A 26,259-nucleotide genomic window follows, 5' to 3' on the forward strand; every position below is an offset into this window, starting at 1 on the left:
AGGATGGCCATCGAATACAGCTTCACCCTGGACGCAACCCATCAGCTGAATTATCGCATCGAGCTCGAACGCAGCTATGACGCCGCGGCACTGCCCGATGCGCCCAAGTGGACGCGCCTTGACTGCCAGCAATGCAGCAACTGCCCGTTGCAGAAGGAACAGTTCAGCCATTGTCCGGCGGCCATCGACCTGTACCGGGTGATCGAGGACTTCCAGGGCCTGCCGGCGATCAAGAAGGCGCTGGTCAAGGTGCACACGCCGGCGCGCGATTACAGCAAGCAGGTCAGCCTCGAGGAAGGCTTGCGCTCGCTGCTGGGGGTGATCATGGCCACCAGTGGCTGCCCGGTGCTCGGGCGTCTGCGGCCGATGGCCGAGCAGCACCTGCCTTTCGCCAGCCCTCAGGAATTCGCCTTGCGCAGCATCTCGCTGTATCTCACGCGGCAGTATTTCAACCTGCGTGAAGGGCATACGGCCGACTGGGACCTCAAGGGGCTGATTGCGACGTTCCAGCAGTTGCAGCTGGTCAATCAGGCATTCTGGCAGCGGATTCACGACACCTGCGAGGGCGACTCCAACCTCAAGGCCTTCCTCAGCTTTTTCTCGATGGCCTCCAGCATGAGCTACTCGCTGGAAGTCCAGCTGCAGAAGATTCGCCCCCTGGTGATGAGTGCCGGCGAGGGCCTGTGACCCGCGCCGGTGCTGCGGATGAACTCAGCTGGAGGTTTTCAGGCGTACCGAAAGCACGTCGCACGGTGCGCCATGCAGCAGGTCATTGGCGGTGGAGCCCAGCAGCAGCGCCAGGCCATGCCGGCCATGGCTGCCGACCACGATCAGGTCGCAGCTCTGCTCGACGGCCAGGTGGTGGATTTCATGGCGCGGCTGGCCGCTGAGCAGATGCCGCTGCTGTTCGCTGATGCCGGGGTAGCGTGCGGCGAGTTTTTCCAGCGCGGCGCGGGCCTGTTCGAATTGCTGTTGCTGGATCAGCGTCAGATCCATCGGCACATCCCCGCCAAAGGCCATGGCCATCGGCTCAATGACATGCACAATTGAAATCCGTGCGTCGGTGCTGCGGGCAATTTCCACCGCGCGCTCAATCACCGGAGTGCATTCTTCAGTGAGGTCGATGGCGATCAGGATGTGCTGGTAAGACATTGGGTTGCTCCTTCATAGGGAATCTGTTGATTATGGCCAGATTTACCATTCGCGGTAGTAAACCGGCAGTGGAATAGTTGATGAACGCATGGTTTGTACTTTTCCTGATCGCCGTGATGCTCAGTCCGCTGGCCTGGCTGGTACCCTCGCGGCGCCAGCTGGGCTCCATGGAGGTACGCCTGCAGGCGCGCCGCATGGGGTTGTCGATGCAATTGTCGCGGCAGGACTGGCCGCACTGGCTGGAGCGCTCGCTGCCGGCGTCCTGTGCCCAGTATTACCTGGTCAGAAGTGGTGCCAGCAGCCGGCAGTGGTGTTTCTGGCAGGCAGCACCGGGCCAGTGGCTGGACAAGTGGCGCGAGCCCTGCAGTGATGCCGGCCTGCTGGAGCAGCTCAGCCGCCTGCCCGCCGATGTCTTCAAGGCGGAAGCCGGCGTGCAGCTGGTGGCCGTGTACTGGGGCGAGAAAGGCGGGCCGGAAGACCTGCAACGCATCCATGCTTTTCTCCGGCAGTGGCTCTGATTGGCTGATAAGTCGCTATCCGGGCGAGTGATGAGACAGGGCGTAAAGCCCGTTCCAGAGCGGTTTGCGCGGCTTGGCCAAAGAAAAATCACACTGCCCTGATTGACAATTCAGGCCTTTTCCACGAAGGTGCGCAAACCCAAATCAAACGGGCGTATGAATTTTCAGGAAAGCCATGTGGCAACTGGAAAGCGCCCGATTATCGCGTCGGCGGGTGTGCCAGACAATTTGGGGCTTTGCTCGGCGGCCAAACCGTCCGCAAGCCCTGCGCTTGGTGTTCGATGTGTATTGTTCAGCATCCATAACCGTGGAGTTCAGTTGATGATTTACGAAGGTAAAGCCATCACGGTTAATGCTCTTGAGGGCGGTGTCGTCGAACTGAAGTTCGATCTCAAGGGTGAATCCGTCAATAAATTCAACCGTCTCACTCTGAATGAGCTCCGCCAGGCAGTCGATGCCATCAAGGCTGATGCTTCGGTCAAGGGCGTGATCGTGACCAGTGGCAAGGACGTGTTCATCGTCGGTGCCGATATCACCGAGTTCACCGAGAGCTTCAAGCTGCCCGACGAAGCATTGGTCGCCGGGAACCTGGAAGCCAACCGCATTTTCAGTGACTTCGAAGACCTGGCCGTGCCAACCGTGGTCGCGATCAACGGCATCGCCCTGGGCGGTGGTTTCGAGATGTGCCTGGCGGGTGATTATCGCGTCATGAGCGAAAGCGCCAAGGTCGGTCTCCCGGAAGTCAAGCTGGGCATCTGCCCCGGTTTTGGCGGCACCTACCGCCTGCCGCGCGTCATCGGTTGCGACAATGCCATCGAGTGGATCGCTTCGGGCAAGGAAAACCGTGCCGAAGACGCCCTCAAGCTGGCTGCCGTCGATGCCGTCGTAAAAGCTGACAAGCTGCGTGATGCAGCGCTGGATCTGGTCCAGCGTGCCATCTCCGGCGAGCTGGATTTCAAGGCCAAGCGTCAGCCGAAGCTGGAAAAGCTCAAGCTGAACCAGATCGAACAAATGATGTGCTTCGAAACTGCCAAGGGTTTCGTCGCCGGCCAGGCTGGCCCGAACTATCCGGCGCCGGTCGAAGCCATCAAGATCATCCAGAAAGCCGCTGGCCAGGGCCGCGACAAGGGTCTTGAATGTGAAGCCGCCGGTTTCGTCAAGCTGGCGAAAACCTCGGTGGCACAGAGCCTGATCGGCCTGTTCCTGAATGACCAGGAACTGAAGAAGAAAGCCAAGGGTTACGCCGACATTGCTGGCGACGTGAAGCTGGCTTCCGTGCTGGGCGCCGGCATCATGGGTGGCGGCATCGCCTACCAGTCAGCCTCCAAGGGCACGCCGATCCTGATGAAGGATATCCGCGAGGAAGGCATCCAGATGGGCCTGGCCGAGGCTTCCAAGCTGCTCGGCAACCAGGTTGCCAAGGGCCGCATGAACCCGGCCAAGATGGCCGCGGCGCTGACAGCCATCCGTCCGACCATGTCCTATGGCGATTTCGGCAACGTCGACATCGTCGTCGAAGCCGTGGTCGAGAACCCCAAGGTCAAGCAGATCGTGCTGGCCGAAGTGGAAGCGCAGGTGAAGGATGACGCCATTCTGGCCTCCAACACCTCGACCATTTCCATCAGCCTGCTGGCCAAGGCGCTCAAGCGTCCGGAAAACTTCGTCGGCATGCACTTCTTCAATCCGGTGCACATGATGCCGCTGGTTGAAGTCATCCGTGGCGAGAAATCCAGCGACAAGGCGATTGCCACCACCGTGGCCTACGCCACCAAGATGGGCAAGACGCCGATCGTGGTCAACGACTGCCCGGGCTTCCTGGTCAACCGTATCCTGTTCCCGTACTTCGGCGGCTTTGCCCGTTTGGTCGGTGCTGGCGTCGACTTCGCGCGCATCGACAAGGTGATGGAGAAGTTCGGCTGGCCCATGGGTCCGGCCTACCTGATGGACGTGGTCGGCATGGATACCGCGCACCACGCGCGCGAAGTGATGGCCGAAGGCTTCCCGGATCGCATGAAGGATGAGCGCAAGACTGCTGTTGACGTCATGTACGAAGCCGGGCGTTTCGGCCAGAAGAGCGGCAAGGGCTTCTACGCCTACGAGATGGACAAGCGCGGCAAGCCGAAGAAAGTGGCTGATGCCGGGGTTGCCGAACTGCTGGCGCCGATCGTGTACGAGCAGCGCGAGCTGAGCGACGAGGACATCATCAACTACACGATGATTCCCCTGTGCCTGGAAACCGTTCGTTGCCTGGAAGACGGCATTGTCGAAACCGCCGCCGAGGCCGATATGGGCCTGATCTACGGCATTGGCTTCCCGCCCTTCCGTGGTGGTGCGTTGCGTTACATCGACTCCATCGGTGTCGCGGAATTCGTCGCGCTGGCTGACAAATATGCCGACCAGGGCGCGCTGTACCACCCGACCGCCAAGCTTCGTGAAATGGCCAAGAACGGCCAGAAGTTTTTCGGTTAATCGCGGAACGAACAGAGCGAGACTAGAAATATGAGCCTGAATCCTAGAGATGCAGTCATTGTCGACTTCGGCCGTACCCCGATGGGGCGTTCCAAAGGCGGCATGCACCGCAACACCCGTGCCGAGAACATGTCGGCGCACCTGATCAGCAGCCTGCTGGCACGCAACCCGAAGATCGATCCGGCGGAAGTCGAGGACGTCATCTGGGGCTGCGTAAACCAGACCCTGGAACAAGGCTGGAACGTTGCGCGCATGGCGTCGCTGATGACGCAGATCCCGCACACCAGCGCGGCCCAGACCGTCAGCCGCCTGTGCGGCTCGTCGATGAGCGCCCTGCACACTGCCGTGCAGGCGATCCAGACCGGCAATGGCGACGTGTTCGTCATCGGCGGTGTGGAGCACATGGGCCACGTCAGCATGATGCACGGCGTCGATCCAAACCCGCACCTGTCGCTGTACGCTGCCAAGGCGTCCGGCATGATGGGTCTGACCGCGGAAATGCTCGGCAAGATGCACGGCATCAGCCGTGAGGCGCAGGACGCCTTCGGTGAGCGTTCGCACCGGCTGGCGCACAAGGCCACCGTCGAAGGCAAGTTCAAGGATGAAATCATCCCGATGCAAGGCTACGACGAGAATGGCTTCCTGAAAGTCTTCGACTACGACGAAACCATTCGTCCGGAGACTACCCTGGAAAGCCTGGCGGCTCTCAAGCCGGCGTTCAACCCGAAAGGCGGCACTGTGACCGCAGGTACTTCCTCGCAGATCACCGACGGTGCTTCCTGCATGATCGTCATGTCGGCCCAGCGCGCCAAGGATCTCGGTATCGAGCCATTGGGCGTGGTCCGCGCCATGGCCCTGGCCGGGGTTGATCCGGCGATCATGGGTTACGGCCCGGTGCCGTCGACCCAGAAAGCCCTCAAGCGTGCCGGCCTGAGCATGGCCGACATTGACTTCGTTGAACTCAACGAAGCCTTTGCCGCCCAGGCCCTGCCGGTGCTGAAGGATCTGAAACTCCTCGACCAGATGGAGCAGAAGGTCAACCTGCACGGTGGCGCGATCGCCCTGGGTCACCCGTTCGGGTGCTCCGGTGCGCGTATTTCCGGCACCCTGTTGAACGTGATGAAGCAGAATGGCGGCACCCTGGGTGTCTCCACCATGTGTATTGGCCTCGGCCAGGGCATCACCACCGTCTTCGAGCGCGTCTAAGCGTTTCGGGATGGACAAGCCGGGGCCTGGTGCCCCGGCTTTTGTTTTTCTACGGATAAACCCTCACGGGAAGCTTCTGATGACACTGCAGCCGGGTATCTACAGGCATTACAAGGGGCAGCAATACCGGGTCATCGGCGTCGCGCAGCACTCGGAAACCGCGGAGTGGCTGGTGGTTTACCAGGCCCTGTATGGCGAGTACGGGTTGTGGGTGCGGCCGCTCGAGATGTTTCGCGAAACGGTAGAGGTCGAGGGTGAGCAAATCGCCCGTTTTGCCCTGCTGAGCCCCGAGCCGGAGGCCTTCCGCCGGCCAGACTAGCGCGTGGCAGGCTATATGCGAGCTTGACCTTGCTCGTCTGCCCACTATATATAGCGGTGCCGCATCCTGCGGCTCCCGCCTTTTTTACTGAATTCAGGAAGTTTTCCCTCCATGGGCAAATCGCTGGTCATCGTGGAATCCCCGGCCAAGGCCAAGACCATCAACAAATACCTGGGCAACCAGTTTGTGGTGAAGTCGAGTATTGGTCATATCCGTGACTTGCCAACCAGTGGCTCTGCCAGTGCGGCCAAGGAGCCGGTCAAACGCGGCAAGGCGGCCGCTGCCGAAGCGCCGGCGCTGTCGCCCAAGGACAAGGCCAAGCGCCAGCTGTTTGCGCGCATGGGGATTGATCCCGAGCATGGCTGGAAGGCCAAGTACGAAATCCTGCCCGGCAAGGAAAAGGTCATCGAAGAATTGCGCCGGCTGGCCAAGGATGCCGACACCATCTATCTCGCAACCGACTTGGACCGCGAGGGGGAAGCCATCGCCTGGCACCTGCGCGAAGCCATTGGTGGCGATGAAACGCGCTACAAGCGCGTGGTGTTCAACGAGATCACCAAGAAGGCCATCCAGGAGGCCTTCTCCAAGCCGGGCGAACTGGATATCGACCGGGTCAATGCGCAGCAGGCGCGGCGGTTCCTCGACCGGGTCGTCGGTTACATGGTCTCGCCCCTGCTCTGGCAGAAGGTTGCCCGGGGCCTGTCCGCCGGGCGCGTGCAATCGGTCGCGGCGAAGCTGGTGGTCGAGCGCGAAAAGGAAATCCGCGCCTTCGTTCCCGAAGAATACTGGGAAGTGCATGCCGATCTGGGCACCGCCAAGGGCGCCAATGTGCGCTTCGAGGTGGCGCGCGAGAATGGCCAGGTGTTCAAGCCGCTGAATGAGGCGAGCACGCGGGCCGCGCTGGAAAAACTCAAGGCAGCCAGCTACCAGCTGCGCAAGCGTGAAGACAAGCCGACCAGCAGCAAGCCTTCGGCACCCTTCATTACCTCGACCCTGCAGCAGGCGGCCAGCACGCGCCTGGGCTTCGGCGTGAAGAAGACCATGATGATGGCGCAGCGCCTCTACGAGGCCGGCTACATCACCTATATGCGTACCGACTCGACCAACCTGTCGGCAGACTCGATCGAGATGGTGCGCGGCTTTATCGACAGCGAATATGGCCAGCAGTACTTGCCGGCCAAGCCGAACGTCTATTCCAGCAAGGAAGGCGCGCAGGAGGCCCACGAGGCGATCCGGCCGTCCGAGGTCACTACGCGGCCGACCCAGCTGTCGGGCATGGAGCGCGATGCCGAGCGCCTGTACGAGCTGATCTGGCGCCAGTTCGTGGCCTGCCAGATGCCGCCCGCAGAGTACCTCTCCACCAGCGTGACGGTGGCTGCCGGCAACTTCGAGCTGCGTGCCAAGGGCCGCATCCTCAAGTTCGACGGCTATACCCGCGTGCTGCCGCAGCAGAGCAAGCCGGGCGAGGATGACGTCCTGCCGGAAATGCAGGAAGGCGAGACACTCAAGCTGGTCAAGCTCGATCCGAGCCAGCATTTCACCAAGCCACTGGCCCGCTATTCCGAGGCCAGTCTGGTCAAGGAGCTGGAAAAACGCGGGATTGGCCGGCCCTCCACCTACGCGGCGATTATTTCGACCATTCAGGAACGGGGCTATGTGACGGTGCATAACCGCCGTTTCTATGCCGAGAAGATGGGCGATATCGTTACCGAGCGCCTCAGTGAAAGCTTTGCCAACCTGATGGACTACGGGTTTACCGCCGGCATGGAAGAGCATCTGGATGATGTGGCGCAGGGCCAGCGCGACTGGAAGAACGTGCTTGACGAGTTTTACGGCGACTTCAAGAAGAAGCTCGACCTGGCCGGTGCCGCCGACAGTGGCATGCGTGCCAATGATCCGACGCCGACCGATATCCCCTGTCGCGAGTGCGGCCGGCCGATGATGATTCGCACGGCCTCGACGGGTGTGTTCCTCGGCTGTTCCGGCTATGCGCTGCCACCCAAGGAGCGCTGCAAGTCCACCCTGAACCTGGTCCCGGGCGACGAGATTGCCGCCGACGACGAGGGCGAGTCCGAGTCGCGGGTGCTGCTGGGCAAGCACCGCTGCAAGATCTGCGATACGGCGATGGATGCCTATCTGCTGGATGAAACCCGCAAGCTGCATATCTGTGGCAACAACCCGGATTGCCCGGGTTACGAAGTGGAGCAGGGCCAGTACCGGATCAAGGGCTATGAGGGTCCGCGCCTGGAGTGCGACAAGTGTGGCAGCGAGATGCAGTTGAAGACCGGCCGCTTTGGCAAGTTCTTCGGTTGCACCAATGCCACCTGCAAGAACACCCGCAAGCTGCTGAAAAGTGGTGAGGCCGCGCCACCCAAGTGCGATCCGATCAAGATGCCCGAGTTGCGCTGCGAGAAGGTGGATGATGTCTACGTGCTGCGCGATGGCGCCTCGGGTCTGTTCCTGGCCGCCAGTCTGTTTCCGAAGAACCGCGAGACGCGCGCCCCGCTGGTACTTGAGCTGCTGCCGCACAAGGATGAGCTGGATCCCAAGTACCAGTTCCTGCTGGAGGCACCGCGCAAGGATCCGGATGGCCGGCCGGCAGTGATTCGCTACAGCCGCAAGACCAAGGAGCAGTATGTGCAGTCGGAAATCGAGGGCAAGCCCACTGGCTGGCGTGCGTTCTATACCGGCAGCAAGTGGCAGGTCGAAGACAAGCGCTAAACGGAGGGCGGCAGTGCTGGGCTGCCGCTACGGCGCCGCAGCGGTCGGGACGATTCAGGCCGATAAGCGCAAGATTGTGCTGGAGACGCGCAGCGGATTCTGCTGCCGCGCGTGAGTGGAGAGCTGTTGCATGGCCAACGAACGCTATACCCGAACCAACCAGAAAATGTACTTCGCCGGCCTGGCGCTGGATGCCTGCCGCAAGGCCGAGGCTGCACGGCAGGCCAATGCGATGGCCTTGATCCAGGCTGAGCGCGAGGCGGCGATATTTCACCTGTATGGCGCCTTGCTGGGCCTCTGCCATGAAATTGCCGGTTATTACCGCCTGCCGCAAGCCGATGTGGCGCAGGCCGAATTGCTGCTCGATCCGCAGGTGCTGGCGGCAGCGCCAAGCCCGGAGCTAGCCGAACTGATCGAGCTCGCGGCGCAGCCCGGCAGCTGGCTGGCGCAGCTGCTGGCAGCGTATCAGACGCTGTTTCAGCCGCCACGCGAGCCAACGGTGGCCAAGCTTGATCCGAGGATGGCGCTGATCGAGTCGGTAAGCCTGCAGGAGGTTGAGCCGGCGTTGTCACTGGCGCAGCTGGAGGACTGGCGGCAGCAGCTCAAGGGCCTCGCCATGCGCTTTCGCGAAACCCTTACCGAGTGGTAGCCGCAGAACCTGCGGCGAGGGCATCAGGGGTGTTGTAGCCATGCCCGAACGTCAGCCGGCCCTAGGGAGCGTCCGGATCGGCTGTTACACTTGGCAGCTTTGGTTAAGGGGGAGCAGTCATGCCAACAGCGTTTCTCGAAATTGTCGAACTGCCCGATGGCCGCATCGTTCTGCGCCGGGGCGATGACCAGGAGTCGCTGGTTACCCTGGAGTTCTCGGCTGATGCGCGCGGCTTCCTGCAGGGGCAGCATGTCGAAGTCGCCAAGGCCATGCTGAATGTCGGTGTGCAGATGGCTGGCCGGCTGGCCGAAGGTGATTTGCTCAATGACGAGGCTTCCCGCGTTCTGCATTGATCACGCGCAGCCGCATTACCGCCTTCAGGTTGGCTATGGCTGCGTTAGTGGTTGAACGTGCTGTTGCAGGGTGGATCAGTCGCGTAGCGGGGTAACCCACCATTGATGCCAACGGCATCGCTGTGGCCTGCCTTGCGACCGGTGGGTGGATCACGACCTATGGCATGACCCACACCCCGCAAAAGCCCACTTGTCTGCACCAACCCATAACGGGTACAGCGTCTTCGGGTTGTTGCCTGTCTGGTTCAGCTCAAACAAATATTCAGGCTCTGGGTTTGACCTTGCAGGGCGGCGGCAGTGAGCTTCTGGCGTGAGTGGGCTCCCAGCTGATTGATCCAGCTCACCACCGTATGGCTGCGGCCCAGGCGCAGTGCCTCGCTGACCAGTTCGACGGCTGTCTGTGTACCGCGTGACTGCAACAGCAGGATCGTTTCGCGCTTGAGCCCGTTTTTGCGCAGCCATGCCTGGGTCAGTTGGGCCGGCGCGTCAACCAGGGTCAGCCAGCGGTCACCGGCCTGCTGGCTGAGTTCGCGCAGTACCGGGGCAAGCAGCAGCAGGCAGTTCTCGGTGGAGCCGGAGAGGGTCAGTTCACTGAAAGACTCTACTGATTCGGTCCAGGGCGTTTCGACTGCGTTCATGCACGGTGCTGCAGGCGGACTCGTCAGCAGGGCAGCATGGAACAATGGCAGTTGCGTGCGCGCAGTGGTTTGCGGGAATTGCATGGGAAATACCTCTAGGGTCTGTTGACGTTTGGTCGCGAACCGCGTTGCTGCGGCAAATCGCGCCAGGCTAGGCGTGGGACGCAGGCAATGGTTATTCCCTTGCCAAGTCCCGCAACAACGCTTGGCGCGATTTGCCGCGCAACCCGAAGGGACGGGACCCGCTTGACGCAGGCCGTTGTTACTCGTCGTTCATTGGCAATAAGCAAATCTCTCTCCTCGCGCCTAGTCCTGCGTCAAGCGGGTCGCCGTCGCGGCCGTGACCAAACGTCAACAGACCCTAGCGGCGAATCACGCCGACACTCAAACCTTCGATAACCAACTCCTGCTCCTGCAGGTTGACCTCGATCGGGGCGAACTCGGGGTTCTCCGCGAGTAGCCAGACCTTGTCGCCCTCGCGCTTGAAGCGCTTGACGGTCACTTCGTCATCCAGCCGGGCCACGACCACTTGTCCGTTGCGCGCCTCGCGGCAGGTATGCACGGCAAGCAGGTCGCCATCGAAAATGCCGATGTCCTTCATGCTCATGCCGCGGACCCGCAACAGGTAGTCGGCCCTGGGGTGAAAGAACGCCGGGTTGATCTTGCACGACTCCTCGATGTGCTGCTGGGCAAGGATCGGCGCACCGGCGGCGACCCGGCCGATGATCGGCAGGCCTTCTTCCTCATTGCTGGTTTCAAAACCGGGGATGCGGATGCCGCGGGACGCGCCGGGAGTCATCTCGATGGCACCCTTGCGCGCCAGGGCCTTGAGATGCTCCTCGGCGGCATTGGGCGACTTGAAGCCCAGTTCCTGGGCGATTTCCGCGCGGGTCGGCGGGTAACCGTTATCTTCCAGGCAACGCTTGATGAAACCGAGGATTTCAGCTTGGCGCGGGGTCAGCTTGAGCATGGCGTTCTCTGTTTGTTTATACAGGTGCTGTGATTATATACAGTGATTACGTTGTGGCAATGAGTTTTTCCAGCGTGCCCAGTCGTAAGTCCGGCAAGCGTGTTTGCCGGTGCCCAGTCGTTACGCAGGCTGCCTGCGGAGCACCCAGCACTGGGCTATAGCCCGCTACGCCGCGGTTCTCTCGAAACACGTGCACCGCCTCGGGTAAACTTGACAAGACTCCAGTATGAAACGTATGTTTCAAACGATTGTTTGCTAGGTAAAGAGATCATGGCTCAGTCGGAAACAGTCGAGCGTATTCTGGATGCGGCAGAGCAGTTGTTTGCCGAAAAGGGCTTTGCCGAGACTTCACTGCGGCTGATCACCAGTCGGGCAGAAGTGAATCTGGCTGCGGTCAATTACCACTTCGGTTCCAAGAAGGCCCTGATCCAGGCCGTGTTCTCGCGGTTTCTCGGTCCTTTCTGCCTGAGTCTCGAGCGCGAACTGGACAACCGCCAGGCCCACCCCGAGCACAAGGCGTCCCTCGAGGAGTTGCTCGAGCTGCTGGTCGAGCAGGCGCTGGTGATCAAGCCACGGATTGGCGAGGACCTGTCGATCTTCATGCGCCTGCTCGGCCTGGCGTTCAGCCAGAGCCAGGGCCACCTGCGCAAGTATCTGGATGAGGTGTACGGCAAGGTTTTCCGCCGCTACATGCTGCTGGTTATCGAGGCTGCGCCGCGCCTGCCACCCCTCGAGCTGTTCTGGCGGGTGCACTTCATGCTTGGCGCTGCCGCCTTCAGCATGTCCGGGATCAAGGCGTTGCGGGCAATGGCCGAGACCGATTACGGGGTGAATACCTCGCTCGAGCAGGTAATGCGCCAGATGGTGCCCTTTCTGGCCGCGGGCATGCGTGCAGAAAGCGGCCTGAGCGACGAGGTGCTGATCAACGCAACGCTGCGCCCACGGCTCAAGTCAGCGCCGGTTCCGGGCAAATCTTGAAGGTGCGCGCGCATGGGCTGATCCGCTAAGCTAGCGGCCCATGCGCGATCTCGACCTGCTGCACATCTCTCTGGCCGATCAGTGCCTGTACGGGTTTTCCGGCGGGCAGCTGCAGCTTCGCCTGCCGGTTTCCACTGCGCTCAGGGGCGCGGGTGAAGTGCAGGGGTCGTTCTGCACGCCGCGCGGCCTGCACCGGGTCGAGCAGAAGATTGGTGACCAGTTGCCGCTGGGCGCCGTGTTCAAGGCCCGGCAGTGGACCGGCGAGATCTGGTCACAAGAACTGCATGAACAATACCCCGAGCGAGACTGGATCCTGACGCGCATCCTCTGGCTGTCCGGCTGCGAGCCGCAGCGCAACCAGGGCGGTGAAGTCGATACCTTGCAGCGCTACATCTACCTGCACGGCACGCCGGACTGTGAACCCATGGGTGTGCCGCGCTCTCACGGCTGCGTGCGTTTGCGCAATGCCGACATGCTGCGGCTGTTTCCTCGGGTACCGCTGCATTGCTCCGTGCAGATTGCCGAAGCCGCCTGCCCGCAGTGGGCGACGGCCGAACCGACTTAAGGATTGCTTTGTATGAGTGCGAGCTTGCATGGCTCTTTGATGCTGGACGTCGAAGGTACCTGGCTGACGGCCGAGGATCGGCAGATCCTGCGCCAGCCCGAGGTGGCGGGGCTGATCATCTTTGCCCGCAATATCGAACACCCGCAGCAGGTTCGCGAGCTGGCCGCCGCCATTCGCGCGGTGCGCCCGGATCTGCTGCTGGCGGTAGACCAGGAAGGCGGGCGGGTACAGCGCCTGCGCCAGGGCTTTGTGCGCTTGCCGGCCATGCGTAGCATTGCCGGGCATTCCAATGCCGTCGAGCTGGCCGAACACTGTGGCTGGCTGATGGCCACCGAAGTGCTCGCCGCCGGACTGGATCTCAGCTTTGCCCCGGTCCTCGACCTGGACCACCAGCGCAGCGCGGTGGTCGGCAGCCGCGCCTTTGAAAGCGATCCGCAGCGTGCCGCAGTGCTGGCCGGTGCCTTTATCCAGGGCCTGAATGCCGCGGGGATGGCGGCTACCGGCAAGCATTTCCCCGGGCATGGCTGGGCCGAGGCGGATTCGCACGTGGCCATTCCGCGCGACGAGCGCAGCCTGGAGCAGATCCGCGCCAGTGATCTGCTGCCTTTTGTCCGCCTGCTCGGCCAGCTCGCCGCAGTGATGCCGGCGCATGTCATCTATCCGCAGGTGGATGAGTTGCCGGCGGGTTTCTCGCGGCGCTGGCTGCAGGAAATCCTCCGCGGCGAGCTGGGCTACCGTGGGGTGATCTTCAGCGATGACCTGTCGATGGCCGGGGCGCATGTCGCCGGCGACGCTGCCGAGCGCATCGAGGCCGCCCTGCGGGCTGGTTGTGACATGGGCCTGGTGTGCAACGACCGCGCGGCGGCGGAGCTGGCCCTGAGTCGCCTGCAGCAGTTGCAGGTCAAGCCGCCCGAGGGCCTGCAGGTCATGCGCCGGCGTGCGTTCCCGGGCACCGAGTATCGTCAGGATCCGCGCTGGCTGGCTGCGCTTGGCGCGCTGCGGCAGGCCGGCCTGGTGGCGTGAGGAGCAGCAGATGAGCACACTGGCGATCATTGGTGGCAGCGGGCTGACGGAGCTTGACGGGCTCGGCCGCTGTACCGAGCTGCGCCTGGAAACCCCCTACGGCCAGCCCTCGGCAGCCCTGGTCCGCGGTACCTGTGCCGGGCGCGAAGTAGTGTTTCTCGCCCGGCATGGCCGGCCGCACCGGATTCCGCCGCATCAGGTCAACTACCGCGCCAATCTGTGGGCACTGCAGCAGGCGGGTGCCGAGGCAGTGATTGCGGTGAATGCCGTTGGCGGGATCAACTCTGCCATGGGCACCGGACACTTCTGTGTTCCAGACCAGTTGATCGATTACAGCTGGGGGCGGGTGCAGACCTTCTTCGAGGGCGAGCTGGAGCAGGTCACCCATATCGATTTCAGTGCACCCTACACCGCCGATTTGCGCGCCCAGCTGGTGCAGGCCTTGCGGGCCGAAGGTTGCAGCTACAGCGCTGGAGGCGTGTACGGTTGTACCCAGGGCCCGCGGCTGGAAACGGCAGCGGAGATTATCCGCCTCGAGCGTGACGGCTGCGACATCGTTGGCATGACCGGCATGCCCGAGGCGGCGCTGGCGCGCGAACTGGGCCTGCCCTATGCCTGCCTGGCACTGGTGGTCAATCCGGCCGCCGGCAAGGCTGCCGGGCCGATCAGCCTGACCGATATGGAACAGGCGATGCGTGACGGCATGGGCCAGGCGCGCGCCGTGCTGGCACGCCTGCTGGCAGTCGGACAGTAGAGTGGGCTTTAGCCCACCGCGGCCAACCAGTGGTTGCCGAACCTTGTTGCGTTGCTGCTTTCGGTGGGCTGAAGCCCACCCTACGCCCACCCTGCAAAATCGACCTGCAACAACCTGACGGCTGCAGCCTTACAGCGGGCTGACGCGGATCAGCAGGCCCAGGCTGCCATGGTCGATGTAGGTGAGCTTGCCCGGCTGCAGGCGCGTGGTTTGTTTGAGCTGCTCGCTGCCGCTCACCACGCCGTCGGCATCGAACTGGTTGATCCACAGATTGGCCTGCACATCGATCCAGCGCTCCTGGCTCAGGGCCAGAGTGCCTTCGATCGGATAATGGCCGAACACCTGATTGCCGCTGCTCAGGCTGATTTTCAGCGGGCTGGCGCCAATGTCCTGGGCCCAGGCCTGATGCAGCAATACCTGATAGCCGTTGGCCGGAATCAGTTTGGCCGCTTCACCATTCAGCGCGGTGCCGCGCTCGCTGCCGGCCGGTAGCTGCTGGCTGCCGGCGGCCCAGTCCTCGGGGGCTGGCTGGCTGGCCGGGATGACCTCGCCGGCCTGGCGGAAAAAGATCACTTCGACCTGGTACTGGGCAGCGGCCATGGCCAGTGGGGAAAACAGGCCGAGCAGCAGGGTCAGGGTGCGGAGCAGTCGCATGGGTTGTTCCTTCAGGCAGATTTCGGGGTCAGGCGCTCGAGCAGCGCCTCCAGTGTATTGAAACGTTCTTCCGGGCGCTCCATCGGCACGGAAAATTTGAACAGGGTGGCGCCCTCGAACTTGTAGCGCTTGGGCTGGCTTTGAATCAGCTTGATCAGGGTCAGCGGGTCGACGCAGGTGTCGGCGGCGAATTCGATGCGCCCGCCCTGCGGACCGGCATCGATCTTCCTGATGCCGAGCTTTTCCGCCTGCAGCTTGAGCAGGGTGATGCGCACCAGGTTCTTGGTCGGCTCCGGCAGCAGGCCGAAACGGTCGATCATCTCGACCTGCAGCTCCTTCAGGCCGTCTTCGTCGGCGGCGTTGGCAATGCGCTTGTAGAGGATCAGCCGCGCGTGCACATCAGGCAGGTAGTCCTCGGGAATCAGCGCGGCCAGGCGCAGGTTGACTTCCGGACCGCCGCCCAGCGGCTGCTCGAGATTGGGTTGCTCGCCCTTGCGAATAGCCTTCACTGCGCGCTCGAGCATTTCCATGTAGAGGGTGAAGCCGACCGCCTGGATCTGCCCGCTCTGGCCGTCGCCGAGCAGTTCGCCGGCGCCGCGAATTTCCAGGTCGTGGGTAGCCAGGACGAAGCCGGCACCCAGATCCTGCGCATTGCTGATGGCTTCCAGGCGCTTCTGTGCGTCGTCGCTCAGCTGCTTGCGCGGCGGGGTCAGCAAGTAGGCGTAGGCCTGATGGTGACTGCGGCCGACGCGGCCGCGCAGCTGGTGCAACTGTGCCAGGCCGAACTTGTCGGCGCGCTCGATGATAATGGTGTTCGCGCTTGGCACGTCGATACCGGTCTCGATGATGGTCGAGGCGATCAGCACGTTGAAGCGCTTATGGTAGAAGTCGCTCATCACCTGTTCGAGGTCGCGTTCGCGCATCTGCCCGTGGCCGATGCCGATGCGCGCTTCGGGCACCAGTTCGGCCAGGTCGGCGGCGCACTTCTCGATGGTTTTCACGTCGTTGTGCAGGTAATACACCTGCCCGCCGCGCAGCAGCTCACGCAGCAGGGCTTCCTTGATGGTCGGCTGGTTCTGCTCCATGACGAAGGTGCGCACCGACAGCCGGCGCGCCGGCGGCGTGGCAATGATCGACAGGTCGCGCATGCCCGATACGGCCATGTTCAGCGTGCGCGGAATCGGCGTGGCGGTCAGCGTGAGGATGTCCACCTCGCTGCGCAGGGCTTTCATCTGCTCCTTCTGGCGCACGCCGAAGCGGTGTTCCTCGTCGATGATGGCCAGTCCCAGATTGTGGAACTTCACATCGTCCTGCAACAGTTTGTGGGTGCCGATGACGATGTCGATCTTGCCCTCGGCCAATTGCTGCACCGCCTCATTGACTTCCTTGGCCGATTTGAAGCGGCTCATTACCTCGACCTTCACCGGCCAGTCGGCGAAACGGTCGCGGAAGCTGTTGTAGTGCTGCTGGGCGAGCAGGGTGGTCGGCACCAGCACGGCGACCTGCTTGCCGCCGTGCACGGCGATAAAGGCGGCGCGCATGGCCACTTCGGTCTTGCCGAAGCCGACATCGCCGCAGATCAGGCGGTCCATCGGGCGGGGCGAGAGCATGTCGTCGCGCACCGCGTCGATGGCGGTCTGCTGGTCCTGGGTTTCCTCGAACGGGAAACCGGCGCAGAAGGTCGCGTAATCCACCGTCGGGTCGGCAAACGCATAGCCTTCGCGGGCTGCGCGGCGGGCATAGATGTCCAGCAGTTCGGCGGCCACGTCGCGCACCTGTTCAGCGGCTTTGCGCTTGGCTTTCTGCCAGGTTTCCGAGCCCAGCCGGTGCAGTGGCGCCAGTGCATCGTCGCTGCCGGTGTAGCGGGCGATCAGGTGCAGGCTGGCCACTGGCACGTAAAGTTTGGCTTCCTCGGCGTATTGCAGCGAGAGGAACTCGGCGGCCTGCCCGTCGATTTCCAGGGTGATCAACCCCAGATAACGGCCAACCCCGTGGTCGATATGCACCACCGGCGCGCCTTCGCGCAATTCGGTGAGGTTCTTGATGACGTTGTCGCCGCCATCGCGCGACTTCTCGCGGCGGCGGCGCTGCATCACGCGCTGGCCGAACAGCGGGCTTTCGGCGATCAGGGCGATATTGTCGAGCAGCAGGCCATCGTCCAGCGGCGCGATGGTGATGCCCAGGCGTTCCTTGCTCTGCGCAAACTCCGCCCACCCGGCAACTTCCGGCGGCTTGAGCTTGAGCCGCGCCAGCAGTTCCAGCAGCACCTCGCGGCGCCCGGCCGATTCGGCGCAGAACAGGATGCGTCCCGGGTAACTCTCGATGAAGCGGCGCAGCGCGGCCAGCGGTTCGCCGGCTTTGGACTGAATGGCCAGATCGGGCAGGCTTTGCGCGTTAAAGCGCTCACGGCCGACACCGGCTTCGATGTCTTCCTGGCTGACCACCACCCGCGGCCAGTTCTTCAGCCGGCCAAAGCAGTCTTCCACCGGCAGGAACAAGTCGGCTGGCGGCATCAGCGGTCGTTCAATATCCCCGCGGCGATCTTCATAACGGTTGCGCACGTCATGCCAGAACTGCTCGGCGGCCTGCTCGATACCGGGCAGGGAGAACACCTGGGTGTCCTGCGGCAGGTAGTCGAACAGCGTGGCGGACTCTTCGAAGAACAGCGGCAGGTAATACTCGATGCCGGCCGGGGTGATGCCGGTGGACAGGTCCTGGTAGATCGGACAGCGGCGGAAATCCACGTCGAAGCGCTCACGGAAGCGCCCGCGGAAGTCGGTGACCGACTTCTTGTCCAGCGGGAACTCGCGTGCCGGCAGCAGGCGGATCGACTCGACCTTTTCGATCGAACGCTGGGTGTCCGGATCAAAGGTGCGCAGCGTTTCGATTTCATCGTCGAACAGATCAATGCGGAACGGCTGCTCGCTGCCCATCGGGAACAGATCGACCAGCGCGCCACGCACGGCGAATTCGCCGTGCTCGTAAACGGTATCAACGCAGCGATAGCCGGCTGCTTCCAGACGCAGGCGCATGGATTCGACATTGAGTTTCTGGCCGACATCCAGCACCAGACCACTGCCCAGCAGAAAACGGGTCGGCGCCAGGCGGTGCAGGGCGGTGGTGATCGGCACCACCAGCACGCCATGCTGCAGCTCCGGCAGGCGATAGAGCGCGGCGATGCGCTGGGAAATGATGTCCTGGTGCGGCGAGAAAATATCGTAGGGCAGGGTTTCCCAGTCGGGAAAATGCAGTACCGGCAAGTCCGGGGCAAAGAATCCCAGCTCTTCCTGCAGGCGCTCGGCGCTCTGGCTGTCAGCTGTCAGCAGCAGGGTGAAACGCTTGGCGCTGCTGGCAGCCTCGGCAATCGCCAGACTCAGCGCCGCCCCGGGCAGGTTGCCCCAGTGCTGTTTGCCGCTGGCTGCGGGAAGTTTCGGAAGGCGCAATACGGACACAGGCGGCAAGGCTCGCTGATGAATGACGGGCAGGGCGGCGATTGTAGCGAGCCGAGCCATAAACAGGCGAGTGCCGCGCGAGATTGAGTGGTTATCCGGGCCGGCAAGCCCCGGATGGCGCGGAAAAATCCTCCGGGCGGCCCGCGACGGGCGTGGATTGCCGGTTGGGGGCGGTGGCGGCATAATACAGCCCCTTTTTTCTCCCCCCTACATTGTGGAAGGTACTGCCCCGTGAATCAGAACTCCGACCAGTGTCTCGGTGAATGGATCGAACGCGAATCTCTTGCAGAATCGATGATCCCGATGATTGGCCAGCTCTACCGCAACAACAAGGTGATCACCTCGATCTATGGTCGCGGCCTGATCAACCATTCGGTCATCGGCGTACTCAAGGCCCACCGCTTCGCCCGTCACCGCCTGGTCGGGATGGGGGTCGACGAACTGACCGTGCTGGAAACCTACCCGATCATCAAGACCCTGACCGAACTCGACCTGGGAGCAGCGTCCATTGACGTGGGCAAGCTGGCGGTCAAGTTCAAGCTGGAAGGCAACGGCCGCAGCCACGAACAGTTCCTGCGCGAGGAACTGGCACCGGTAGTTGGCCAGCGCAGCAGCAACGGCCACAAGGGCACCGACGTCGTGCTGTACGGTTTCGGCCGCATCGGTCGCCTGCTGGCGCGCATCCTGATCGAGAAGACCGGTGGCGGCGACCGTCTGCGTCTGCGTGCCATCGTGGTGCGCAAGGGCGCGACCAATGACCTGGTCAAGCGTGCCAGCCTGCTGCGGCGTGATTCGGTGCATGGTCCGTTTGCCGGCACCATCACCATCGATGAAGCCAACAACACCATTACCGCCAACGGCAACCTGATCCAGGTGATCTACGCCAAGTCGCCGACCGAAGTGGACTACACCCAGTACGGCATCGAGAACGCCCTGCTGGTGGACAACACCGGCGTCTGGCGCGATGCCGAGGGCCTCGGCCAGCACCTGGCCTGTCCGGGTGTCGGTCGCGTCGTGCTTACCGCGCCGGGCAAGGGCGCGCTGAAGAACATCGTGCACGGCATCAACCACAGCGAGATCAGCCCGGACGACAAGATCATCTCCGCGGCTTCTTGCACCACCAACGCCATCGTGCCGGTGCTCAAGGCCATCAACGACAAGTTCGGCATCGCCAACGGCCACGTCGAGACCGTGCACTCGTACACCAACGACCAGAACCTGATCGACAATTTCCACAAGGGCGACCGTCGCGGCCGTTCGGCGCCGCTGAACATGGTGATCACCGAAACCGGTGCCGCCACTGCCGCCGCCAAGGCCCTGCCAGTGCTCAAGGGCAAGTTGACCGGCAACGCCATCCGCGTGCCGACGCCGAACGTGTCGATGGCCATTCTCAACCTGAACCTGGAGAAAGCCACCACCCGCGAGGAAGTCAACGAGTACCTGCGCCAGATGGCCATGCACTCCGAGCTGCAGAAGCAGATCGACTTCATCCAGTCGCAGGAAGTGGTTTCCACCGACTTTGTTGGCTCGCGGCATGCCGGCGTGGTCGATGCCGAAGCCACCATCTGCACCGACAACCGCGTGGTGCTGTACGTCTGGTACGACAACGAGTTCGGCTACAGCTGCCAGGTGATTCGCGTGATGGAAGACATGGCCGGGGTCAACCCGCCAGTCTTCCCGCGCTAAACGCCGGGCTGCAAACAGGAACGGGAGCTGCGGCTCCCGTTTTTATTGGCGCTGTACTCGTTATGGGTTGGTTCATGGACGTGGGCTTTTGTAGGGTGGGTTAGGCCAGGGGCCGTAACCCACCAAGCGGTCGCAAGGCCGGCCACAAAAACACGTTCAACCACTAACGCGGACATTGCCTTGATTCGCGCAAGGAGGATTCCATGCCCCCGTTGAAACCGCTGTTCAAACTCGCTTCGCTGATTGCCCTGCTCGGCTGGCTGATGCTGGTAGCACTGCCTTCGTGGGCCCATACCGCAGACGTTGTGGTCGGCGTCGTGGTGGTGCTGCTGACGTTCATCTATGCCTGGCTGCTGGTTGCCGCCCTGCGCCAGCGGCCCGAGCCGGGCAGCGGCAAGCCAGGGTTCTTCAGCCTTGGCGGGGTGCTGGCGTTGCTGCGCCAGCCCACTGCCGCGCTGGCCGCCTGGATCCACATCCTGGCGTTCGACTTGATGGTCGGCGTGTATATCCGCCATGAGGGCGCGCTGGCCGGGATCAGCCACTGGGCGTTGCTGCCGTGCTACGCGCTGACGCTGATGTTCGGTCCGCTGGGTTTGCTGGCGTTCCTTGGTTTGCGCTGGTGGATGGGCGTATAGGGCTATAGAGGCCGGCCACCGGCAGTGCCCTGGCAACTTCACTATTTACGCGAGTACTCCAGAACCGCCATGTCGAATAATGCTTTATATACGGATTTGTCCGGCTACTACGATCTGCTCTGCGCGGACATCAACTACCAGGCGCAAAGCCATAGCGTGCGCAGGCTGCATCAGCTATTTGGCAATAATGGCAACACGCACCTCGACCTGGCCTGCGGCACCGGGCCGCACGTCCGGCACTTCATCGATTTTGGCTACAGCAGCAGCGGGCTGGATATCAATCAGCCCATGCTGGATAGAGCCAAACTGCGCTGCCCGGAAGCGCACTTCAGTTTGCAGGACATGTGCGGTTTCACGGTTGGCGCGCCAGTCGATCTGATCACCTGTTTGCTGTATTCCATTCACTACAGCGGCGGCATTGAGCGGCTGCAAGCGTGCATCGCCAGTGCGCATGCGGCGCTCAAGGCAAAGGGTGTCTTTTGCTTCAATGCCGTGGACAAGAACCGGATCGACAACCACTCGTTCGCAAGGCATACGGTGGAACAGGATGGCAGCCGGTTTTCCTTCGGCTCGGGCTGGAATTATTGCGGTCACGGTGAGCGGCAATCACTGAAGGTCAGTATCGAAAAGACCACGCAGGATCTGACTCAGCGCTGGGAGGATGAACATGCGATGGTTGCTGTCGGTTTTGACGAATTGAAACGGCTGTTGCAGGCGGCGCGCTTCGAAGTGCATGTCCTTGAACATGACTATGAAAAGATCATCCCCTGGGATGGGGTTTCCGGTAACGCAGTATTTGTTTGCGTGAAGGTTTAAACCAAAAAACCCAAGGGGGCCGGGATTTCCGGGCCCGCGAAATGCAGGCCGGAATGAACCAGGCAAACGATTTTAACCGCGTGCAGGAAGCACACGCTGCTCATCGTTGTTGAAGTTGAGCTTTTGATCTTTTGAGGCCATACATCAGCGCGTCGCCCTCGGCCATCATGGCATCCAGCGTGGGGTGTTTCTCGGGATCGAACTCGACAATTCCATGGGAAAACGCAATAGCGTATCCGCGCCGGGCTTCCCGATTGTAATTCTCGACAGACTCACAGAGCCTTGAGACAACATTGCCGGTGCGTTCCCTGGATGTATCGATGAGCAAAATGGCAAACTCATCGCCCCCCAGTCGGGCCAGGATGTCTGAACCCCGGCACGCGGCCTTTAGCTGTTCGGCAAACACCGTCAGCGCCCGATCGCCTTCTGCATGTCCGAAGGTGTCGTTGATTGGTTTGAACTTGTCCAGGTCCATGTATACCAGCGACGCAGCCAATTTCTGTCGCGCACAGAGATGCAGGCTGTGTTGGGCCAGCATCATGAAGCCGCGCCTGTTTGATATCTTGGTAAGTTCATCCAGCGTTGCCAGTTGAACCGCCGAAATTTCACGCTCCACCATTGCCGCAAGGTCAATCAGTGCCTCGAGTTCATCCCTTCCGAAGTTTCTTGGCTGACGATCAATAATGCACAAAGTCCCCAGCTTGTTCCCGTTCGGGGCTCTGAGCGGGCATCCGGCATAAAAACGAATATACGGATCGTTCAAAACCAGCGGGTTATCGGCGAAGCGTTCATCCGCGAGGGTGTCGGGAATCAGGAACAGATCGTTTCCCAGAATCGCATGGCCACAAAACGAGATATCCCGCGATGTTTCATTCACGCTCAGCCCGAAGCAGGACTTGAACCACTGGCGGTTCTCATCGATAAGACTGACAAGCGCGATAGGCACACCGAACAACCTTTTCGCCATGCGTGTCAGGCGATCGAATCGTTCCTCCGCCGGGGAATCCAGAATGCCGAGTGACCGCAGCGTCTCGAGCCGGGCCTGCTCATCCTGCGGAGTATCAGGTGCTTTCAAGGCAGTATCCCTATATTGAACTCATGGGTGCGCGTGGCTGGCGTGCGCCGTAAGATTAAGCCAGTGGGCCGTGGAACGCGGCCCCGAGTTGTCCAGGCGCACAGGGTTGGAAAAAGCTTTGCTCACTACTTGTGGGGAGAGTCCATATATGTAGTTAGGTGCTTTGCATGCGGTCTTCATAGTGGTGCCATATACGAAGAATAACGACAGTTTCGGTATGATTTGTATACCGAATTACGTATTTTCCGAAGATTGCGTCACGAATAGCCTTTGGGTCTGGAGCTAGTTCAACTGCGCGGCCCATTGTTGGGAATAGACGAAGATTTTCGATGCGCGCAATGAGTTCTGTTGCTACACGTGCAGCAGCAAGGGGATCTTTCTCAGCAATGAATGCCCGGAGACGAACCAAATCTGCCACGGACTCTTCTGAGTAGACCAGCTTCATTGGCCCGCCTTCGGTGGTGGCAGTTCATTGGTACTGCCCCAGCTTTGGAGCCAGGTGTTTACTGCTTCACCGGACACGACTCTGCCCTGTGCAACGGACTCCATAGCCTGCAGCGTTTCCTGCCACCGGTTCTGCTCCAGTGCCTGGCGTTCAAAAAACTCTCTAAGTGCTTGATTAATAAGCCAGCTTTTACTCCGATGAAGCTTCTCGGCCATGGCTCCAAGATTTTCTTCGAGTTCAGGTTGTAGCCGGACGGTTGTGACGCTCATTAGGGTGCCCTCCATACTGTTGAATGCAATGTATTACATCGTATTCAATGGGGCAAGCGGGCGTTGACGGATGGTGGGCTAAAGCATCTAACGATTAAGCTAACCGGCAACATGATGTTCGGCGAACGAAGTGAGCGAAGTTAAGCACGTTGTTAGGCTGCCGTGCCTCGGCTTGTAATGTGTGACCTCAAGAGCAAAGCTGCGCGAAGAGTTTTCTTGAAACTGACGAATTAGTACGCTTTAACACACCATCTATCATTATCTTCCCAAGGCTTACCACTTATATTGGCATTCCTTGCCTCCACGCGTTTATGTGCAATACATTTTTCTTTGAGATCGTCATTTCTTTGTTTGTCTGTCATCGTATATGGCAGTAGTATTGTATCGCTAACCATGCTAAATGGCATGTCAATTGCTGCGAAGAGCGCAAATGGACAAGTTATAAATTCCCACCCTGTTCCTGCAAAGCAAAGCGAAACCTTGGATGCGTCAGTTTTAACGCCAGCATATACTTTGCTTCTATATCCGTACGGTCCATATGTTGAGCTTTGATCCTTTGAAATAAAAGTCTCATGTACTGATGCGCAGCCGTGAATTAGAGAAATTAGAATTAAATAAGTTAAATGTTTTTTCATAACTTGTATGCCTAACGTAGAGCTAACCGGCGCTGCGCGGCTTTATCGAGCAGCGTCCAGCGACCGAAGGGAGCGAGGTTGAGCGCCATGTTAGAGGTATCGTCATTGTTTCCACTTTGCCACCGCGAACGCTTGGCAAGATGTAATCCCAGAAATGCCGTTCCGCCCCATGGAAATTCTTATGCGTTGCTCGTTAATTGGCTCGATTTGCTTACCTTTCTTCTCTGCGATTTCCCACGCGATAGAAGTCAGAGCAGATTTACATGCGGTTGCAACAGCTTCACTTTCTGGGATGAATTGGTAGCGGGAGTAATAGACGGTAATTCCAAAACCGTCAGGGCGATCTTCTAGGCCATATTCGGTGTCTTTGTCGTAAGTGGACAGAGGAACATTCGTGTGGCTAACCGGCGTGGCGCACGCACTGAGAAGGGCTGATAACAACATGGCTGGTATGAAACGCATAGATACCTCTAATGCTGTAATGGACTCTCCCCGCGCCACCGTTCTATACCGAGAACGGTGGTGGCTGAATGTTGGGAGAGCCGTTATGAAGCGAATTTCAGTTGATCTGGCCAAGTCCGTTTACCAAGTTGCCGAGAGTGTCCATTCCGGCCAGGTGGTTCAGCGCAAGCGGCTGAATCGAGAGGCGTTCAGGCGATATATACAGGAGCAGGCTGAGCCAGTCGAGTGGGTCATGGAGGCCTGTGGTACTGCTCACTATTGGGGCCGCGTAGCGCAGTCCCTGGGGCATCGGGTACGGCTGATTCATCCGCGCTACGTTCGCCCCTATCGCCGCCGTAACAAAACCGACCGCAACGATTGCGGCGCAATGCTGGAAGCCTCGCGTTGCAAGGATATGCATCCGGTGCCGGTGAAAAGCCATGAGCAACAACAAGTCCAGCAGCTACACGGTTTGCGCGAAACCTGGAAGAAAACCCGCACCCAGCGGATCAACCTGCTGCGTGGCATCTTGCGGGAAGCCGGCATCGACGCGCCGGCGGCGACGGCTGCGTTTGTCCGAGCCGCCCATGATCTGGTCGAGCGCCCCGAGTTGGCGCTACTGAGCAAAATGCTGCATATCGTGCTGGCTGAGATCAACCTGACCGAACAATGCATGGTTGAGTGCGAACAGCAGCTCAAACGCTGGCATCAGGATGACGCCATCGTGCACAAACTGGATGAGGTGAGCGGCATCGGCGTGCTCACCGCAAGTGCGTTTAAGGCCGCCGTTGGGCAACCCGAACGGTTTCACAATGGTCGCCAACTCAGTGCCTGGCTTGGTATGACCCCGCGCGAATTCAGCAGCGGTAATCACCGTAAATTGGGGCGCATCAGCTGCCAGGGCAACACCTATGTACGAACCTTGTTTATCCATGGCGCCCGCACCGCTTTGCTGGCAGCCCAGCGCTGTCAGGCGAAAACGCCCGAACGCTTAACCGCCTTGCAGCGCTGGGCTACACAAACGGCGGCCCGCATTGGGCACAACAAAGCGGCGGTGGCGCTGGCGAACAAAATGGTGAGAATTTGCTGGGCCGTGTGGTGCCATGAGCGGCGCTTCAGCGGCAACTGGCAAAGCAGTCTGCCGGCTTAGCCGGCAGGAGAAATGAGCAGCAACTTCACGTGGTTGTGGTGAGAGCAAAACACTGTCGGAACAGGTGAGTCCTGCAACGGATCAAGGCCGATAACAATACTGATCCTGGTGATCGATTGAACGCTTGGCCCCCGTTGCGCGAACTACAGAATGGCCAGGGCAAAGAGCCCAGCACAGGCCGGATATACGAATGCAACCGCACTGACGACAGGGTTGGGAAAAGCTTTGCTCACTACTTGTGGGGAGAGTCCATATACGCATTGTTAGGGGCCGCTCAACTCGTAACGACCTGTTAAGAACATGGACTCAATTTTCTGGCATAAATCGTTGTTAATTGGCCAATTGATTTGCGGATTAGCAAGCCAGAATACGGCTTCGTTTACTACCCCTTCACTGCCAAATTGATATGCGACGTCATCTCTACCTTCGATTCTGTTGGCCCAAGCGTGAACCTCTTGGGCGGACAAGGCACCTGATTGAAGCTGGGCGAGTACAGCGCACACGTCATCTTGCTTAATAGTGCCAAGTTCTACTTCTGAATCCCAACCATAGCTAGCCAGCTCGTCGAGCAAGGTAGTCTCGATACGTGGGTTCCGGATTAGCTCGGAGACAAGTTCTCTGCGACTACGCATGTGGCCCCTAACTACTATTAGACGACATTGCTGTCGCATAACATCCAGAAGGAT

27 protein-coding genes are annotated in these 26,259 nt (G+C 60.7%); 16 read left to right on the forward strand and 11 right to left on the reverse strand.

The window, feature by feature from the left end; translation table 11 throughout:
- Positions 1–3: 3 nt before the first annotated feature.
- Positions 4–687, forward strand: coding sequence for a DUF6901 family protein (locus ISX93_RS14530; RefSeq protein ID WP_195779465.1), 684 nt, complete (start codon positions 4–6; stop codon positions 685–687).
- Between the two features lie 24 nt (positions 688–711).
- Here ISX93_RS14530 and ISX93_RS14535 read toward each other — a convergent pair whose 3' ends face one another.
- Positions 712–1,152 carry a universal stress protein gene (locus ISX93_RS14535; RefSeq protein ID WP_195779466.1) on the reverse strand — a complete coding sequence of 147 codons (441 nt, stop codon included), beginning with the start codon at positions 1,150–1,152 and terminating at the stop codon, positions 712–714.
- 80 nt (positions 1,153–1,232) lie between these two features.
- Here ISX93_RS14535 and ISX93_RS14540 point away from each other — a divergent pair, with 80 nt between their 5' ends.
- The 7 genes from ISX93_RS14540 to ISX93_RS14570 all read left to right on the forward strand — a co-directional run bounded on the left by ISX93_RS14540 (position 1,233) and on the right by ISX93_RS14570 (position 9,387).
- Positions 1,233–1,670 carry a hypothetical protein gene (locus ISX93_RS14540; protein WP_195779467.1) on the forward strand — a complete coding sequence of 146 codons (438 nt, stop codon included), beginning with the start codon at positions 1,233–1,235 and terminating at the stop codon, positions 1,668–1,670.
- Positions 1,671–1,991: 321 nt separating this feature from the next.
- On the forward strand, positions 1,992–4,139 hold the full coding sequence (gene fadB / locus ISX93_RS14545; protein WP_195779468.1) for a fatty acid oxidation complex subunit alpha FadB: 2,148 nt from the start codon (positions 1,992–1,994) through the stop codon (positions 4,137–4,139).
- A gap of 30 nt (positions 4,140–4,169) precedes the next feature.
- On the forward strand, positions 4,170–5,345 hold the full coding sequence (gene fadA / locus ISX93_RS14550; protein WP_195779469.1) for an acetyl-CoA C-acyltransferase FadA: 1,176 nt from the start codon (positions 4,170–4,172) through the stop codon (positions 5,343–5,345).
- A 79-nt stretch (positions 5,346–5,424) separates the two neighbouring features.
- A complete protein-coding gene (locus ISX93_RS14555; protein WP_195779470.1) occupies positions 5,425–5,664 on the forward strand; it encodes a DUF1653 domain-containing protein in 240 nt (79 codons plus the stop codon).
- Positions 5,665–5,775: 111 nt separating this feature from the next.
- Positions 5,776–8,385, forward strand: coding sequence for a type I DNA topoisomerase (gene topA, locus ISX93_RS14560; RefSeq protein ID WP_195779471.1), 2,610 nt, complete (start codon positions 5,776–5,778; stop codon positions 8,383–8,385).
- A 130-nt stretch (positions 8,386–8,515) separates the two neighbouring features.
- Positions 8,516–9,034, forward strand: coding sequence for a DUF6586 family protein (locus tag ISX93_RS14565; RefSeq protein ID WP_195779472.1), 519 nt, complete (start codon positions 8,516–8,518; stop codon positions 9,032–9,034).
- A gap of 119 nt (positions 9,035–9,153) precedes the next feature.
- A complete protein-coding gene (locus tag ISX93_RS14570) occupies positions 9,154–9,387 on the forward strand; it encodes a hypothetical protein (protein ID WP_195779473.1) in 234 nt (77 codons plus the stop codon).
- Between the two features lie 245 nt (positions 9,388–9,632).
- On the opposite strand, the gene sulA is transcribed toward ISX93_RS14570, so the two are convergent.
- Together sulA and lexA are read right to left on the reverse strand one after the other, a co-directional pair.
- Positions 9,633–10,109, reverse strand: coding sequence for an SOS-induced cell division inhibitor SulA (gene sulA, locus ISX93_RS14575; protein WP_195779474.1), 477 nt, complete (start codon positions 10,107–10,109; stop codon positions 9,633–9,635).
- Between the two features lie 277 nt (positions 10,110–10,386).
- Positions 10,387–10,995, reverse strand: a complete 609-nt coding sequence (gene lexA, locus ISX93_RS14580) for a transcriptional repressor LexA (protein WP_195779475.1) — start codon at positions 10,993–10,995, stop codon at positions 10,387–10,389.
- Positions 10,996–11,265: 270 nt separating this feature from the next.
- On the opposite strand from lexA, the gene ISX93_RS14585 reads away from it, so the two are divergent.
- Genes ISX93_RS14585 through ISX93_RS14600 form a run of 4 tightly spaced genes read left to right on the forward strand, consistent with a single transcriptional unit; the run spans position 11,266 to position 14,315 of the window.
- Positions 11,266–11,973, forward strand: a complete 708-nt coding sequence (locus ISX93_RS14585) for a TetR/AcrR family transcriptional regulator (protein WP_195779476.1) — start codon at positions 11,266–11,268, stop codon at positions 11,971–11,973.
- A 40-nt stretch (positions 11,974–12,013) separates the two neighbouring features.
- A complete protein-coding gene (locus ISX93_RS14590) occupies positions 12,014–12,538 on the forward strand; it encodes a L,D-transpeptidase (RefSeq protein ID WP_195779477.1) in 525 nt (174 codons plus the stop codon).
- A gap of 24 nt (positions 12,539–12,562) precedes the next feature.
- Entirely contained in the window at positions 12,563–13,561 is a 999-nt protein-coding gene (nagZ, locus tag ISX93_RS14595) for a beta-N-acetylhexosaminidase (RefSeq protein ID WP_195779643.1), read from the forward strand.
- Positions 13,562–13,571: 10 nt separating this feature from the next.
- Complete coding sequence (locus ISX93_RS14600) at positions 13,572–14,315, forward strand: S-methyl-5'-thioinosine phosphorylase (RefSeq protein ID WP_195779478.1); 744 nt, start codon at positions 13,572–13,574, stop codon at positions 14,313–14,315.
- A gap of 129 nt (positions 14,316–14,444) precedes the next feature.
- On the opposite strand, the gene ISX93_RS14605 is transcribed toward ISX93_RS14600, so the two are convergent.
- Positions 14,445–14,969: a CsiV family protein gene (locus ISX93_RS14605; RefSeq protein ID WP_195779479.1), complete on the reverse strand. Its 525-nt coding sequence runs from the start codon at positions 14,967–14,969 to the stop codon at positions 14,445–14,447.
- A gap of 11 nt (positions 14,970–14,980) precedes the next feature.
- Complete coding sequence (gene mfd / locus ISX93_RS14610; protein WP_195779480.1) at positions 14,981–18,421, reverse strand: transcription-repair coupling factor; 3,441 nt, start codon at positions 18,419–18,421, stop codon at positions 14,981–14,983.
- Positions 18,422–18,652: 231 nt separating this feature from the next.
- Here mfd and ISX93_RS14615 point away from each other — a divergent pair, with 231 nt between their 5' ends.
- From ISX93_RS14615 to ISX93_RS14625, 3 genes are all read left to right on the forward strand, one after another.
- On the forward strand, positions 18,653–20,107 hold the full coding sequence (locus tag ISX93_RS14615) for a glyceraldehyde-3-phosphate dehydrogenase (RefSeq protein ID WP_308705344.1): 1,455 nt from the start codon (positions 18,653–18,655) through the stop codon (positions 20,105–20,107).
- A gap of 203 nt (positions 20,108–20,310) precedes the next feature.
- A complete protein-coding gene (locus ISX93_RS14620; protein ID WP_195779482.1) occupies positions 20,311–20,742 on the forward strand; it encodes an ABA4-like family protein in 432 nt (143 codons plus the stop codon).
- Positions 20,743–20,811: 69 nt separating this feature from the next.
- Entirely contained in the window at positions 20,812–21,558 is a 747-nt protein-coding gene (locus tag ISX93_RS14625) for a class I SAM-dependent DNA methyltransferase (RefSeq protein WP_195779483.1), read from the forward strand.
- 100 nt (positions 21,559–21,658) lie between these two features.
- Here the strand turns inward: ISX93_RS14625 and ISX93_RS14630 are convergent, their stop codons facing one another.
- From ISX93_RS14630 to ISX93_RS14650, 5 genes are all read right to left on the reverse strand, one after another.
- Positions 21,659–22,633: a sensor domain-containing diguanylate cyclase gene (locus ISX93_RS14630; protein ID WP_195779484.1), complete on the reverse strand. Its 975-nt coding sequence runs from the start codon at positions 22,631–22,633 to the stop codon at positions 21,659–21,661.
- A gap of 154 nt (positions 22,634–22,787) precedes the next feature.
- Complete coding sequence (locus tag ISX93_RS14635) at positions 22,788–23,078, reverse strand: type II toxin-antitoxin system RelE/ParE family toxin (protein ID WP_195779485.1); 291 nt, start codon at positions 23,076–23,078, stop codon at positions 22,788–22,790.
- Positions 23,075–23,347 carry a CopG family ribbon-helix-helix protein gene (locus ISX93_RS14640; RefSeq protein ID WP_195779486.1) on the reverse strand — a complete coding sequence of 91 codons (273 nt, stop codon included), beginning with the start codon at positions 23,345–23,347 and terminating at the stop codon, positions 23,075–23,077. The genes ISX93_RS14635 and ISX93_RS14640 overlap by 4 nt, the downstream gene beginning before the upstream one ends.
- Before the next feature lie 230 nt (positions 23,348–23,577).
- The gene (locus ISX93_RS17340; protein ID WP_195779487.1) at positions 23,578–23,982 is read right to left on the reverse strand and encodes a YceK/YidQ family lipoprotein; all 405 of its coding nucleotides are present in this window, start codon (positions 23,980–23,982) and stop codon (positions 23,578–23,580) included.
- 102 nt (positions 23,983–24,084) lie between these two features.
- Positions 24,085–24,444 (reverse strand): hypothetical protein, encoded by a 360-nt coding sequence (locus tag ISX93_RS14650; RefSeq protein WP_195779488.1) that lies wholly within the window; start codon positions 24,442–24,444, stop codon positions 24,085–24,087.
- An 85-nt stretch (positions 24,445–24,529) separates the two neighbouring features.
- Between ISX93_RS14650 and ISX93_RS14655 the strand changes: the two genes are divergently transcribed.
- Positions 24,530–25,573, forward strand: coding sequence for an IS110 family transposase (locus tag ISX93_RS14655; RefSeq protein WP_195779489.1), 1,044 nt, complete (start codon positions 24,530–24,532; stop codon positions 25,571–25,573).
- A 263-nt stretch (positions 25,574–25,836) separates the two neighbouring features.
- Here ISX93_RS14655 and ISX93_RS14660 read toward each other — a convergent pair whose 3' ends face one another.
- The gene (locus ISX93_RS14660) at positions 25,837–26,145 is read right to left on the reverse strand and encodes a hypothetical protein (protein ID WP_195779490.1); all 309 of its coding nucleotides are present in this window, start codon (positions 26,143–26,145) and stop codon (positions 25,837–25,839) included.
- Between the last annotated feature and the right edge of the window lie 114 nt (positions 26,146–26,259).

It is taken from the genome of Pseudomonas sp. N040, assembly GCF_015637705.1.
Classification (GTDB): domain Bacteria; phylum Pseudomonadota; class Gammaproteobacteria; order Pseudomonadales; family Pseudomonadaceae; genus Aquipseudomonas.